The organism is Frigidibacter sp. (assembly GCF_030695035.1).
Classification (GTDB): Bacteria; Pseudomonadota; Alphaproteobacteria; order Rhodobacterales; family Rhodobacteraceae; genus Frigidibacter.
This window is the reverse complement of sequence record NZ_JAUYTT010000012.1, coordinates 136,533-149,542: the sequence shown is the minus strand read 5'-3', so window position 1 is coordinate 149,542 and position 13,010 is coordinate 136,533. Positions and strand designations below refer to the sequence as shown.

10 protein-coding genes are annotated in these 13,010 nt (G+C 66.5%); 8 read left to right on the top strand and 2 right to left on the bottom strand.

The window, feature by feature from the left end:
* Nucleotides 1-21: 21 nt before the first annotated feature.
* A complete protein-coding gene (locus tag Q8S30_RS12055) occupies nucleotides 22-1,395 on the bottom strand; it encodes a phosphomannomutase (protein ID WP_305666263.1) in 1,374 nt (457 codons plus the stop codon).
* A 131-nt stretch (nucleotides 1,396-1,526) separates the two neighbouring features.
* A complete protein-coding gene (locus tag Q8S30_RS12050) occupies nucleotides 1,527-3,659 on the bottom strand; it encodes a polysaccharide biosynthesis tyrosine autokinase (protein ID WP_305666262.1) in 2,133 nt (710 codons plus the stop codon).
* Between the two features lie 566 nt (nucleotides 3,660-4,225).
* On the opposite strand from Q8S30_RS12050, the gene Q8S30_RS12045 reads away from it, so the two are divergent.
* The 8 genes from Q8S30_RS12045 to Q8S30_RS12010 are packed head-to-tail and all read left to right on the top strand — an operon-like array spanning nucleotide 4,226 to nucleotide 12,997.
* Entirely contained in the window at nucleotides 4,226-5,101 is an 876-nt protein-coding gene (locus Q8S30_RS12045) for an ABC transporter ATP-binding protein (protein WP_371135520.1), read from the top strand.
* Complete coding sequence (locus Q8S30_RS12040; RefSeq protein WP_305666260.1) at nucleotides 5,098-5,979, top strand: branched-chain amino acid ABC transporter permease; 882 nt, start codon at nucleotides 5,098-5,100, stop codon at nucleotides 5,977-5,979. The genes Q8S30_RS12045 and Q8S30_RS12040 overlap by 4 nt, the downstream gene beginning before the upstream one ends.
* Nucleotides 5,980-7,023 (top strand): branched-chain amino acid ABC transporter permease, encoded by a 1,044-nt coding sequence (locus Q8S30_RS12035; RefSeq protein ID WP_305666259.1) that lies wholly within the window; start codon nucleotides 5,980-5,982, stop codon nucleotides 7,021-7,023.
* A gap of 32 nt (nucleotides 7,024-7,055) precedes the next feature.
* Nucleotides 7,056-8,231, top strand: coding sequence for an ABC transporter substrate-binding protein (locus Q8S30_RS12030; RefSeq protein ID WP_305666258.1), 1,176 nt, complete (start codon nucleotides 7,056-7,058; stop codon nucleotides 8,229-8,231).
* Between the two features lie 5 nt (nucleotides 8,232-8,236).
* The gene (locus Q8S30_RS12025) at nucleotides 8,237-9,046 is read left to right on the top strand and encodes an ABC transporter ATP-binding protein (RefSeq protein WP_305666257.1); all 810 of its coding nucleotides are present in this window, start codon (nucleotides 8,237-8,239) and stop codon (nucleotides 9,044-9,046) included.
* A gap of 5 nt (nucleotides 9,047-9,051) precedes the next feature.
* Complete coding sequence (locus tag Q8S30_RS12020) at nucleotides 9,052-10,860, top strand: long-chain fatty acid--CoA ligase (protein ID WP_305666256.1); 1,809 nt, start codon at nucleotides 9,052-9,054, stop codon at nucleotides 10,858-10,860.
* Nucleotides 10,861-10,876: 16 nt separating this feature from the next.
* Nucleotides 10,877-12,034: an acyl-CoA dehydrogenase family protein gene (locus tag Q8S30_RS12015; RefSeq protein WP_305666255.1), complete on the top strand. Its 1,158-nt coding sequence runs from the start codon at nucleotides 10,877-10,879 to the stop codon at nucleotides 12,032-12,034.
* Nucleotides 12,035-12,055: 21 nt separating this feature from the next.
* Complete coding sequence (locus tag Q8S30_RS12010) at nucleotides 12,056-12,997, top strand: nitronate monooxygenase family protein (protein ID WP_305666254.1); 942 nt, start codon at nucleotides 12,056-12,058, stop codon at nucleotides 12,995-12,997.
* Nucleotides 12,998-13,010 lie beyond the last annotated feature (13 nt).

Here is a 13,010-nt window from a genome sequence, read left to right as displayed (position 1 = left end):
CGGTCTCCGGGGTGGGCAGGATCAGGGCTGATCTTGCAGCATTTTCGTCAGTACGGCGGTCTTTTGGGCCAGAAGATCGGCGTTGCCCGCCGCCTCGACATTCAGGCGCACCACCGGCTCGGTATTGGACGAGCGCAGATTGAAACGCCAGTCGGAAAACTCAAGGCTGACGCCGTCCATATCGTCGCGCAGGGTCGCTTGCGGCTCGAAAGCGGCGATGATGCGGGCGATGGCGGCCTTGGGATCGGCAATGTGGAAGTTGATCTCGCCCGAGGAAGGGTAGGCGGCGCGCCGCGCCGCGACCAGGTCGGCCAGCGGAACCCCGCGGCGGGACATCAGCTCGGCGACCAGCAGCCAGGGGATCATGCCGCTGTCGCTGTGGACGAAGTCACGGAAGTAGTGATGCGCCGACAGCTCGCCGCCATAGACGGCGTCGCTGTCGCGCATCGCCTGTTTCAGGAAGGCATGGCCGGTCGGGGCCTGCACGGCGCGCCCGCCCGCCCCGGTGATCACGGCGCGCGTGTTCAGCACAACGCGCGCATCATGTACGATGGCGGCGCCGGGGGTCTTGTCCAGGAAGACCGCCGCCAGCAGGCCGACGACATATTCGCCGGGGATGAAATCTCCCTTGGCGTCGAAGAAGAAGCAGCGGTCGAAATCGCCATCCCAGGCCACGCCCATATCGGCACCGGCAGCGCGGACGGCCTCGGCGGTGACCGGCTGGTTTTCGGGCAGCAGCGGGTTGGGGATGCCGTTGGGGAAGCTGCCATCGGGGGTATGGTGCAGCCGCAGGAAGGTCAGCGGCGCGCCGCGGGCGACCAGCGCCTCGGCGATGGCGTCGAAGGTGGGCCCGGCGGCGCCGTTGCCGGCATTGACCAGGATCTTCAGCGGGCGGAGCGCGGCGATGTCGACGAAGGACAGCACCCGCTCCACATAGGCCGCGCGGGCCCCGTTCGCGGGGGCCACGCTGCCGCCGGCTTTCGGTTCGGCAAAGTCCTCGGATTCCGCCAGGGCCTTGATCGCGGCCAGCGCGCCCTTCGGGTCCAGCGGCGCGGATCCGCGGCCGACCAGCTTCATGCCGTTGTAGTCTATCGGGTTGTGCGAGGCGGTGATCTCGATCCCGCCATCGGCATCGAACTGGGTGGTGGCGAAATACATTTCTTCGGTGCCGGCAAGGCCAAGGTCCATCACCTCGACACCCGCATCCATCAGCCCCTGGGTCAGCGCGGTGCAGAGGCTGTGCGAGGAGGCGCGGCAATCGCGGCCGATCACCACCCGGCGGGCCCCCAGCACCTCGGCAAAGGCGCGTCCGATGCGGCGGGCGATATTCTCATCAAGGTCGACTCCAAGGCGGCCGCGAACGTCATAGGCCTTGAAGCAGGTCAGGTCGGACATGGGGTTTCCCGGCAGGTCAGAGGGGGCTGCGGCGATGAATGCGCAGGCGCGCACCCGGAAATCACCCGCCGGCCCGGGCCGAACCTGCCCGCGAGCCGCCGTTTCAGGCCAGACTGCGGGCAGGCGCCGGATCAGTCGTTGTAGTACTTCTTCCCGTAGGAGGCGTAGGCGCCGTAGCTGTCGCCATAGCCGTAGCGCCGCATCCCGACCGCGTCGATCTGGGTCAACACCAGGCCCGAGACCCGCAGGTTTGCGGTTTCGAACAGCCGCAGCGCTTCGGCCACCTGCGATTTGGACGTGGAGTCCCATTTGACGACAAATATGATCGCGTCGGCCTGCTGGCCGATGATCCGTACGTCGGGCACGACCAGCACCGGCGGCGTGTCGATGATGATGAAGTCGTAGATTGCGCGCATTTCGGTGACGAACTTGGCGAAGCTGTCGGACGAGAAGACGTCGGCGGCGTTGGCCTTGGTCGCCTCGCCGATCAGTACGTCGCCGATCCGCACGTCATGATTGATCACCTCATCCAGCCGTTTCTCGCCGGAGAGCACGGCCAGCAAGCCAAGCTCTTGCTCGAACTTGAAATACTGCCCGAACACCCGGCGTCGGATGTCGCCTTCGACCAGCAACACCTTCTTGCCCATCTGCGTCAGGTTTTGCGCCAGTGCCAGAGAGGTTGTCGTCTTGCCCTCACCCGGGATCGCCGAGGTGCTGATGATCACCTGCGGCTGGCTGTCGAGGTTGGACAGCAGCACCGAGGTGCGCAGGTTGCGCACCGCCTCGGCAGCCGCCGAGGTCGGCTTGGCATAGAGATAGCCGATCGCGTCGCTGCGCGATCGCGACGGGATCTGCGGGATTTGGCCCATGACGGTGCGGCCGGTCAGCTCTTCCAGTTCGCGGGCGCTGCGGAAGGTGTTCTGGCCCGCCTCGCGCAGCAGCACGATGCCGGTGCCCAGCATCAGGCCCAGAAAGCCCGAAATTGCGACGATCAACGATTTGCGGGGGGCGGACGGCATGTCCGGCACCACAGCGTCGGACAGCACCCGGCTGTCGGCTTGCTGGATGCCTTGCTGAACCGATGTCTCTTTCATCCGGTTCAGGAAGTATTCGTAGATCAGCCGGCTGGATTCGGCCTCGCGGGTGAACTGCTGCAGCGTGATCAGGTCGGCGGATTGCCGTTCGATCTGGCCTTCGAACTCGCTGAGGCCAGCGCGGAGCGAGGCAAGCTGATCGGAGGACCGGGTTGCTTCAAGCTCGGCGCGGGAAAGGATCTGCTCGAACCGCAGATCAAAGCTGCGGTTGTCCTCGGGCGAAAGGGTGCCGCCGCTTTCCGCCAGCAGGCGCTTGAGCACGGCATCATCGGACACGGCGGCTTGCGCGGCCCGATCAGAGGCGCCGCGCAGCGCCTCGGCCCGCTGCGTCAAGGCTGCGCTTTGCGATTCTGAAGCTGCGATACGGTCACGCAGGTCCTTGGCCTGGCGGTCGAGCGCCAGAAGCGTCTGCTCGTCGATCAGCTGGGTCGAAGCGCGGAAGTCCTGCAGCCGGCCCTCGGCGGCCTCCAGCGAAGCCTGCAATTCTATCACGCGTTCCGACAGCCAGTCGGTGGCCTGCTCGGTCGCGTCGAACTTCACCTGCAGCTGTTCGAGGATGTAAAGCTCGGCAATCCTGTCGGCGATCGTGGCGGATTTGATCGCGTTCTCGGACTCCACCGTAATCTGGAACACCAAGCTGTTGGGCACGTTGCGGATGATGGTCTTGGCCAGCAACGTCGAAACGACGCTGTCGACAAGCTGCTTCTCGGCCTGATCCGGATCCAGCGCCGGTTTCGCCGGCGAGGGCAGCAGCGAACGGATCGCGTCCTTGAGGCGATCCGCCGTGCTTGGCGCTTGCAGGGCGATGTTGAACTCGGGATCGGTGGTCAGATCCAGCGACTGCACGACCTTGCGCATCAGCGAGCGGGCGCGCAGCACCTCCACCTCGGTATTGACGACCGTAGTATCTCCGCCCAGTCCTCCCAGCACGCCTTCAAGACCCGAAACCTGCTCTTCGCGGGTATCGAGGATGACGACCGAGGTGGACTGGAACAGCGGCGTCGCCGCCACATAGGCATAGTAGCCGCCGACCAGCACCATGATCACGGTGCAAAGCGCTATCCAGATCTTGCCGCGCCACAGAGTCGAGACAATGCCGGCGATGTCGATGGTCTCGTCACTGACAGTCGGCGCGGAAGGTTGCTGAACCTGCGCTGGATTGTGAAGCATTGGGGCCCCTTGTTGAGCTGGCTGTGTTGGCCCGCGGACGCTTTAGTGCCGAATTCGGGACGTGCGAAAGCATTTTACCATTATACCGGCCAAGAGATAACCGAGTTTTTGGACTGCGCAAAGCGCGATGTTGCAGTGCAGAAACTTGGTGGTGCATTTCCGCCCACGGCGGCGGCGGCTTTCAAGCGGTTGCCCGGAAAGGTCACGTTCCGGCCTAGCAGGGCAGGCCGATCCCTTGCCGCGCCCCGTAGGTTATCGGCGCCAGATCTGCTTGCAGTTGCAGCAATTTTTCTGCCCGCGCATCCCGTCTGGTCGCGAGATGCCCCGCGCCCGGGTCGGATGCCGTCCGTTCCAGAAATCCCGCAACCTGCCTGCGGAGGCGCTTGACGGCGGGGCCTGGCATCGGCTTCATTGTCTGACAAATGGACGAAGCTGGCACATGCCTCGCCCGTCATTCAGCGCAAGGCGCGAGTGACGGCGGCGGCAAAACCGGGTTCGGCAGCCGCTCCGGGGAGGGAGCGGCGATCAGGGGGGCGCAGGATGATGTGCAGGGGCGACGTCGCATGATGGCGGGCGAATCGATTGTTGGTCAGCGGGCCGCAGGCGACCGGGGCGCCGCCGCGCTGAGCGTCGAGGGGCTGACGCTGGCCTTTGGCGGGCTGAAGGCGCTCGGGCATGTGTCGTTCACGGCCGAGGCCGGGTCGATCCACGCGCTGATCGGCCCGAACGGCGCCGGCAAGACCTCGATGTTCAACTGCATCTCGGGCTTCTACCGGCCATCGCAGGGGGTGATCCGCCTCGACGGGCAGGATATCAGCCGGCTGCGGCCCCCGGCGCGGGCCAAGCTGGGGCTGGCGCGGTCGTTTCAGAACATCGCGCTGTTCCGCGGCATGTCGGTGCTCGACAACATCAAGCTCGGCCGCCACGCGCATATGCGCACCAACCTGCTGCAGGCGCTGATCTATGCCGGCCCCGCCGCGCGCGAGGAGGAGGCGCTGCGTGCCGAGGTCGAGGAACGGATCATCGACTTCCTCGAGATAGACCATATCCGCCACAAGCCGGTCTCGGTGCTGTCCTACGGGCTGCAGAAACGGGTGGAACTGGCGCGGGCGCTGGCGATGCAGCCGCGGGTGCTGATGCTGGACGAACCCGTCGCCGGCATGAACCGCGAAGAGACCGAGGACATGGCCCGCTTCATCCTCGACGTGAAGGAAGAATGGGGGGTCACGATCCTGATGGTCGAGCATGACATGGGGCTGGTGATGGATATTTCCGACCGGGTGACGGTGCTGAACTTCGGGCAGGTGATCGCCGATGGCCTGCCGGCCGAGGTGCAGGCCGATCCGCATGTGGCCGAGGCCTACTTGGGCAGCGGCGATCCGGCGGCGCTGATGCGGCGGCTGGCGGCGGAAGCGGGCCAGGAAGCGGAGGCGCGGGCATGACCGACCTGCTGTTCTTGCTGGAAGTGTCGCTGGCGGGCCTCGGGTCTGGCGCGCTGCTGTCGCTGACCGCGCTGGCCTTCGTGCTGATCTACAAGGCGACGCGGGTCATCAACCTTGCGGTGGGCGAGATTCTGATGCTGGGCAGCTACCTGTTCTTCGCCTTCGCGGCGGGGATGGGCCTGTCGGTCTGGCTGGCGCTTCCGCTGGCGGTGGCGGGCGGGGCGTTGACCGGCGCGGTGGTGGAGCGCGGGCTGATCCGGCCGATGCTGGGGGAAAGCCCGATTTCGGTATTCATGGTCACGGTCGGCCTCGGCTCCGTGCTGATCGGGCTGGTGGAGCTGATCTGGGGCACCGATCCGCGCAGCCTGCCACCCTTCATCGCCAACACCCCGGTGTTCCTGGGCGAGGCCTATGTGTCGCGCAAGATCCTGGTGGCCTTCCTTGTGGCCGCGGCGGTGATGGCTGCCTTCATGCTGCTGTTCCGCTACTGGCGCGGCGGGGTCGCGCTGCGCGCCACCGCCACCGATCAGGCGGCGGCCTATTCGTGCGGCATCAACGTGCCCGGCGTCTTCTCGGCGGCCTGGACGGTCGGCTGCGGCATTGCCGCGGGCGCGGGCGTGCTGCTGGGGGCAATTGGCGGCATCTCGCCCTCGATGGGGGTGTTCGGTCTTTCGGCGCTGGTGGTGGTGATCGTCGGCGGGCTCGATTCCATCCTTGGCGCGCTGATCGGCGGGCTGGCGCTGGGGCTGATCCAGTCCTGGGCCGGTACTTATCTCGGCGGCGAGTATCAGGGCGTCGTCACCTTCGGGCTGCTGATCGTGGCGCTGATGGTTCGCCCCTATGGCCTGTTCGGCACCCATGAGATCGAGAGGCTGTAGATGATCATCGGCACCGCCAAGGAAACCTACCGCGCCGACGCCGCCCTGCTGACAACCCCGCCGCAGCGGGTCTGGATGGCGATCTTTCTGGCCGCGCTGCTGGTGCTGCCCTTCATGCTCGATGCCTATTGGCTGTATCTCGTCTGCCTTGCGATGATCAATGTCGGCGCCGCGACCGGGCTGAACATCCTGACCGGCTATACCGGGCTTGTCAGCTTGGGGCAGGCAGCGTTCATGGCGGTGGGTGCCTATACCGTCGCCTGGCTGGAGCGTGATCTGGGAACGCCGATGCTGGTGAACCTCGCCGCCGCGGGCGGGGTGGCCGCCGCCGTGGGGGTGCTGGTCGGCATTCCCAGCCTGCGGGTCAAGGGGCTCTACCTCGCCATCGCCACCATCGCCGCGTCGTTCATCCTGCATTTCGTCTTTGTCCACTGGGTGCCCGTCACCGGCGGCGCCAGCGGCATCAGCGTGCCGCCCGCCACCTTCTTCGGGGTCGAGCTGGTCACCTATTTCCGGCTCTACTGGGTGATCCTGCCTGTCACGGCGCTGATGGTGCTGGGGGCGGCGAACCTGTTCCGCACCCGCATCGGCCGCGCCTTCATCGCCGTGCGCGACCGCGACATCTCGGCCGAGGTGCTGGGGATCCCGCTTCTGCGCTATAAGCTGATGAGCTTTGGCATCGCCTCGTTCTATGCCGGCGTCTCGGGCGGGCTCTGGGCCTATTTCTTCCGGGTGGTCACGCCCGAAAGCTTCCCGCTCCTCGCCTCGATCTTCCTGCTGGCGGCGATCATCGTCGGCGGCATGGGCACCATCCTTGGCGGCATCATCGGCGCGATCTTCATGACGCTGGCGCCCGAGATGCTGCGCTTCGTGGTGGAATGGGTCAGCCCCTGGGTGCCCAATGCCGGCACGCTGCTCTCGCCGCTGCGCACTGTGGTGTTCGGCGCGATGATCGTCGGCTTTCTGGTGTTCGAGCCGCAGGGCATTGCCGAGATCGTGGCGAGGGTCCGGCGCTATTTCCGGCTCTGGCCGTTCCGAACCTGACACGACAAGACCATGCATGGGAGGAGAACCGCATGTTTTCACTGACAAGACGGCGCGTCACTGGGCTGATGGCCGGGGTGGCGCTGGTCGCGGGCCTTGGCGCGGCGCAGGCACAGGAGGACGACATCGTCATCGGTGGGTCGATCCCGCTGACCGGCGTCTTCGCCTTTGCCGGCGTGGCGATCGAGGCCGGGATGCAGGACTATATCACACAGGTGAACGAGGCCGGCGGCATCGGCGGGCGCAACCTGCGGCTGGCCTATGAGGATACCGGCTACAAGGTCGACCAGTCGGTGGCGGTGTTCAACAAGCTGACCAGCCAGGACGAGATCCACCTTTACTATGGCGACTCCACCGGCTTCGCCAAGACCATCGCGCCCGAACTGAACCGGATGGGCGGGATGATCATGGGCGGCGCGTCCTTTGCGTCCGAGCTGAACGACCCCGAGGAACATCCCTACATGTTCATGGCGGGCCCGGACTATTCCGAGATGATCGCCATCCTGATGGAATACATCGCCGAGGAAACCCCCGGCGCCAAGATCGTGCTGGTCAACTCCGACACCGAATTCGGCCGCGACCCGATTGAGAGCTCGCGCGCCAAGGCGTCGGAGCTGGGGCTGGAGATCGTCGAGGAGATCATCACCCCGCCGACCGCCGTCGATGTCTCGACCGAGGTGCTGAAGCTGCGCCGCGCCCGGCCCGACTACACCATCTTCCACGGCTACATCCTCGCCCCGCTGCCCGAGTTCATGACCCAGGCCCAGCAACTGGGGCTGGAGACGAAGTTCATGGGCACCTTCTGGTCGATGGACAGCTCGATCTGGGACAGCGTGGGTGAGCCCGCGGATGGCTTCATGGGCGTGATGCCCTACCGCTATTACTACGACGAGGAAGCGGACGCGCCGACGATGGCGAAGATCCGCGAGATGCGGCCCGAATATCAGGCTACCGGCTACATGCAGGGCTACCTGTCTGCGATGCTGATGGCGGAGTCTGCGCGCCGAGTGCTGGATCAGGGGCAGGAGCTGACCGGCACCAACCTCAAGGCCGCGATGAACACGATTCAAGATTTCGACACCGGCGGGCTGATCGGCATCCCGATCTCGATCCCCGGCAATTCGGTGCCGGTGGGCCGCGTCTATCAGTACAGCGCCGCGGAAAAGAAGATGCAGCCGGTCTCTGACTGGATCACCGTGACGGAATGACGGATATGGCCGCGGACACCATCCTCGAGATCGAGAATATCGAGGTCATCTACAACAAATCCGTGCAGGTGCTTCGCGGCCTGTCGCTCCGGGTGCCGCGGGGCCAGGTGGTCACGCTGCTTGGCTCCAACGGCGCCGGGAAATCCACCACGCTCAAGGCGATCTCGCGGCTGCTGAGCCTTGAGAATGGCGAGCTGACCTCGGGGCGGATCCTGTTCGACGGGCAGGACACCGCCGGCGAGGAACCGCACCAGCTGGTGCGGCGCGGGCTCTTTCACGTCATGGAGGGGCGGCGGGTCTTCGGCGACCTGACGGTCGAGGAGAACCTGACCGCCGCCACCTTCGCCCTGTCGGGGCGGGGGGTGAAGCATAGCGGCTTCGATCAGGTCTATTCCTACTTCCCGCGCCTGCATGAGCGCCGCCACGCCCGCGCCGGCTATCTGTCGGGGGGCGAGCAGCAGATGCTGGCCATCGGCCGGGCGCTGATCGCGCAGCCTGCGCTGATCTTGCTGGACGAGCCTTCGCTTGGCCTGTCGCCGCGGCTGGTCGAGGAGATTTTCACCATCATCGCGCGGATCAACCGCGAAACCGGGGTGTCGATGCTGCTGGTCGAACAGAACGCCGCGGTGGCTTTTGCCATCGCCCATTACGGCTACATCATGGAAACCGGCAAGATCCAGCTGGACGGGCCCACTGCCCGGCTGATGGCCGATCAGGATGTGCGCGAGTTCTACCTGGGCCATGCTGGGCACGGGGGAGAGCGCAGCTACCGCGACATCAAGCATTACAAGCGCCGCAAGCGGTGGCTGTCGTGACGCAGATGACCCCTCAGCTTCCCGCCCTGACCCTGCCGCAGATGCTGCGCGAACAGGCGCGCCGCTCGCCCACCCGCACTGCGATCCGGCAAAAGGACTTCGGCATCTGGCGGCCCTGCAACTGGCAGGAGTATTTCGAGCGCGCCTGCGATCTGGCCCACGGGCTGCGGGCCATCGGCGTGCCGGAAGGCGGCCATGTGGCGATCCTGTCCGAAAACCGCATCGAATGGGTGCTGGCGCAGCTTGGCGCCAATTGCGCCGGGGCGGTGGCGGTTGGCGTCTATTCGACCAGCCCGGCGGGCGAGGTCGCCTATGTCCTGGGCCATTCCGACGCGCAGGTGGTGATCTGCGAGGATCAGGAACAGGTGGACAAGGTGCTGGACCGCCGCGCCGAACTGCCCGATCTGGCGCGGATCGTGGTGATCGAGACCAAGGGGATGCGCGCCTATCCGGATGGCGCGGTGATCAGCTTTGCCGCGCTGGAGGAGATGGGCCGCGCCCACCGCGCCGCGCAGCCGGGGATGGTCGAGGCGGTTCTGGCCGCGCAGACCCTGCCCGATGTGGCGCTGATGATCTACACCTCGGGCTCCACCGGCAAGCCCAAGGGCGCGATGCTCAGCTATCGCAACCTGCGTGCGCAGGCGATGGCGATCGGCGGGTTGCTGGGGCTGTCGGCCTCGGACACGCACCTGTCCTACCTGCCGCTCTGCCATGTGGCCGAGCAGATGACGACGGTCATGGCCCCGATCTATCTGGGCAGCACCATCAACTTCGGCGAGTCGCTGCGCACCGTGCAGGAGGATCTGCGCGAGGTCGCCCCCACCACCTTCCTCGGCGTGCCGCGGATCTGGGAGAAGCTGCATTCCGCCATCCATATCCGGATGCTGGAGGCGGGGGGCTATCGCCGCGCGCTCTATGACCGGGCGCTGACCGCCTGCGCGCCCTTTGCCAACCTGCCGGCCGGGCAGCGCAGTCTGGGCCAGCGGCTGACCTTCCTCTTCTGGTACATCCTCGTCTTCCGCGCCCTGCAGAACTACATCGGCCTGCGCCGGGCGCGGGTGGCGATGACCGGGGCCGCGCCGATCTCGCCGCGCATCGTCGCCTATTTCCGCACCATTGGCGTGCCGCTGGTCGAGGTCTACGGCGCCACCGAAACCACCGGCGTGGCGCTCGGCCAGCGCCTCTCGCGCCTCGATCCCGGCGCGGTGGGCGAGGTGATCGCCAATGCCGAGGCGCGGGTGGGGACGCATGGCGAGCTGCAATTGCGCGGCGAGACGATCTTTGCCGGCTATTACAAGAACGACGCCGCTACCGCCGCGGCCCTGCAAGACGGCTGGCTGCATACCGGCGACGTGGTCGAGGAGAAGGACGGCCAGTTCCGCATCGTCGACCGCCTCAAGGACATCATGATCACCGCGGGCGGCAAGAACCTCAGCCCGTCCGAGATCGAGAATACCGTGAAGGGCAGCCCCTATATCAAGGAGTGCATCGTCATCGGCGAGCGGCGCAAATACGTCTCGGCGCTGATCCAGGTGGATTTCGAGACCGCCGGGCGTTGGGCCGAGGAGGCGGGCATCACCTTCACCAACTTCCGCAACCTTGTCGAACGCCCCGAGCTGCGCGCGCTGGTCGAGGCCGAGATTGCTGCCGCCAATGCCGAGCTGGCCGCCGTCTCGCATATCCGCCGCTTCCACCTGCTGACCAAGGAGCTGGACCATGACGATGACGAGGTGACGGCAACGATGAAGGTGCGCCGGTCGAGCATCGCGCAGAAATACGCCGCCGAGATCGATGCGCTCTATCCCGCCGGCTGACAGTCAGGAGAGACCCATGATCGACCTGCGCCCCCGCCGCCCGTGGGAGAGTGACGAGGCCGCCCAGTTCCGCGACATGGTCCGCCGCTTCCTGCTGGCCGAGGCGGTGCCGCGCGATGCCGCCTGGCGCGCGCAGAAATTCGTGGACCGGGATTTCTGGCTGCAGGCCGGCGAGTTGGGTCTGCTGTGCCCCGGCATTTCGGATGACTATGGCGGCGGCGGCGGCGATTTCGCGCTCGATGCCATCGTCAGCGAAGAGCTGTCCTATGCCGGGATCACCAGCTTTCAGCAGCTGATCCATGGCGGCATCGTTGCGCCCTACATCCTGCATTACGGCACCGAGGATCAGCGCCAGCGCTGGCTGCCAAAGATGGCCAGCGGCGAGATGATCGGGGCCATCGCCATGACCGAACCGGGCGGCGGGTCCGACCTGCAGGCGGTGCGCACGACCGCGCAGCGCGAGGGCGGCAGTTATGTGCTGAACGGTGCCAAGACCTTCATCACCAATGGCATCGTCGCCGATCTGGTCATCGTCGCCGCCCGCACCGGGCCGGAACCGGGCGCGCGCGGCCTGTCGCTGATCGTTGTCGAAACGGCGGACCTGCCCGGCTTCCGCCGGGGCCGCAACCTTGCCAAGATCGGCATGCATGGCAGCGACACCGCCGAGCTGTTCTTTGACGAAGTCCGCGTACCCGCAGAAAACCGGCTGGGCGAGGTGGAAGGTCAGGGCTTCGTGCAGATGATGCAGCAGCTTCCGCAGGAACGGCTCGGCGTCGCCGTCGGCGCGCAGGCGATGATGGAGCGGGCGGTCGAGATCACGGTGGAGTATGCCCGCACCCGCAGCGCCTTTGGCAAGGTGCTGATGGAGCTGCAGAACACCCGCTTCACGCTGGCGGACTGCCTCGCCAAGGCCCAGGTCTCGCGCGCCTTCGTGGACCGCTGCATCGCGGACCATCTGGCGGGCCGGCTGACCGCCGCCGATGCCTCGATGGCCAAGATGTGGACGACCGACCGCCAATGCGAGGTGATCGACGACTGCCTGCAACTGCATGGCGGCTATGGCTTCATGGAGGAATATCCCATCGCCCGGATGTATGCCGATGTGCGGGTGCAGCGGATCTATGGCGGCGCCAATGAGATCATGAAGGAAATCATCGCGCGCAGCCTTGGCTGAGGCGCCTTGCGGGAGAGACCGATGCCGATCCCCGACGCGTTCAAGGCCCTGCGCCTGCCCGCCATCGCCTCGCCGATGTTCCTTGCCTCCGGCCCGGACCTCGTGGTGGAAACCTGCCGCGCCGGGCTGGTCGGCACCTTTCCCGCGCTGAACCAGCGCAGCAGCGAGGGGTTCCGCGACTGGCTGCACCAGATCCGCGCCCGGCTGGCGGCGCATCCCGGTGCCGCGCCCTTTGGCGTGAACCTGATCGTCCACAAGTCCAACCCGCGGCTGGAGGCGGATCTGCAGATCTGCATCGAGGAGAAGGTGCCGCTGATCATCACCTCGCTTGGCGCGGTGGCGGATCTTGTGGCGCGGGTCCATGCCTATGGCGGCCTCGTGTTCCATGACGTGATCAGCGCCCGCCACGCCCGCAAGGCCGCCGAGGCGGGGGTGGACGGGATCATCGCCGTCGCGGCGGGGGCGGGGGGGCATGCCGGCACGCTCAGCCCCTTCGCGCTGGTGCCGGAAATCCGCGCGGTGTTCGGCGGCACCATCATCCTTGGCGGCGCGATCAACACCGGGCGCGACATTGCCGCGGCGCGGATGCTGGGGGCCGACATGGCCTATCTGGGGACGCGGTTCCTGGCGACGGCGGAGTCGATGGCCGACCCCGCCCACAAGCAGATGATCGTGGATACCTCCGCCGCCGACATCCTCTACACCCCGCGGATCAGCGGCGTTCACGCGAACTTCCTGCGGCCGAGCCTTGTCGCGGCGGGGCTGGACCCCGAGAACCTGCACGACGCCGGCGCGCTCGACATGCAGGGCGAGGCGAAGGTGTGGAAGCATCTGTGGTCGGCGGGGCAGGGGGTGGGATCGGTCAGGGATGTGCCCACCGCCGCCGCGCTCTGCGACCGGCTTGTCACCGAATACCGCGCCGCGCTGGCGGAATGTGCCGCCGAAGCCGCGTTATACCAGTAGCAGGGGGGGTCTG

Excerpts from the sequence above, each read along its gene's own strand:
- Q8S30_RS12020 (WP_305666256.1), top strand. The coding sequence starts at position 9,052 with ATGACCCCTCAGCTTCCCGCCCTGACCCTGCCGCAGATGCTGCGCGAA.
- Q8S30_RS12015 (WP_305666255.1), top strand. The coding sequence starts at position 10,877 with ATGATCGACCTGCGCCCCCGCCGCCCGTGGGAGAGTGACGAGGCCGCC.
- Q8S30_RS12035 (WP_305666259.1), top strand. The coding sequence starts at position 5,980 with ATGATCATCGGCACCGCCAAGGAAACCTACCGCGCCGACGCCGCCCTG.
- Q8S30_RS12050 (WP_305666262.1), bottom strand. The coding sequence starts at position 3,659 with ATGCTTCACAATCCAGCGCAGGTTCAGCAACCTTCCGCGCCGACTGTC.
- Q8S30_RS12030 (WP_305666258.1), top strand. The coding sequence starts at position 7,056 with ATGTTTTCACTGACAAGACGGCGCGTCACTGGGCTGATGGCCGGGGTG.
- Q8S30_RS12045 (WP_371135520.1), top strand. The coding sequence starts at position 4,226 with ATGGCGGGCGAATCGATTGTTGGTCAGCGGGCCGCAGGCGACCGGGGC.
- Q8S30_RS12040 (WP_305666260.1), top strand. The coding sequence starts at position 5,098 with ATGACCGACCTGCTGTTCTTGCTGGAAGTGTCGCTGGCGGGCCTCGGG.
- Q8S30_RS12055 (WP_305666263.1), bottom strand. The coding sequence starts at position 1,395 with ATGTCCGACCTGACCTGCTTCAAGGCCTATGACGTTCGCGGCCGCCTT.
- Q8S30_RS12010 (WP_305666254.1), top strand. The coding sequence starts at position 12,056 with ATGCCGATCCCCGACGCGTTCAAGGCCCTGCGCCTGCCCGCCATCGCC.
- Q8S30_RS12025 (WP_305666257.1), top strand. The coding sequence starts at position 8,237 with ATGGCCGCGGACACCATCCTCGAGATCGAGAATATCGAGGTCATCTAC.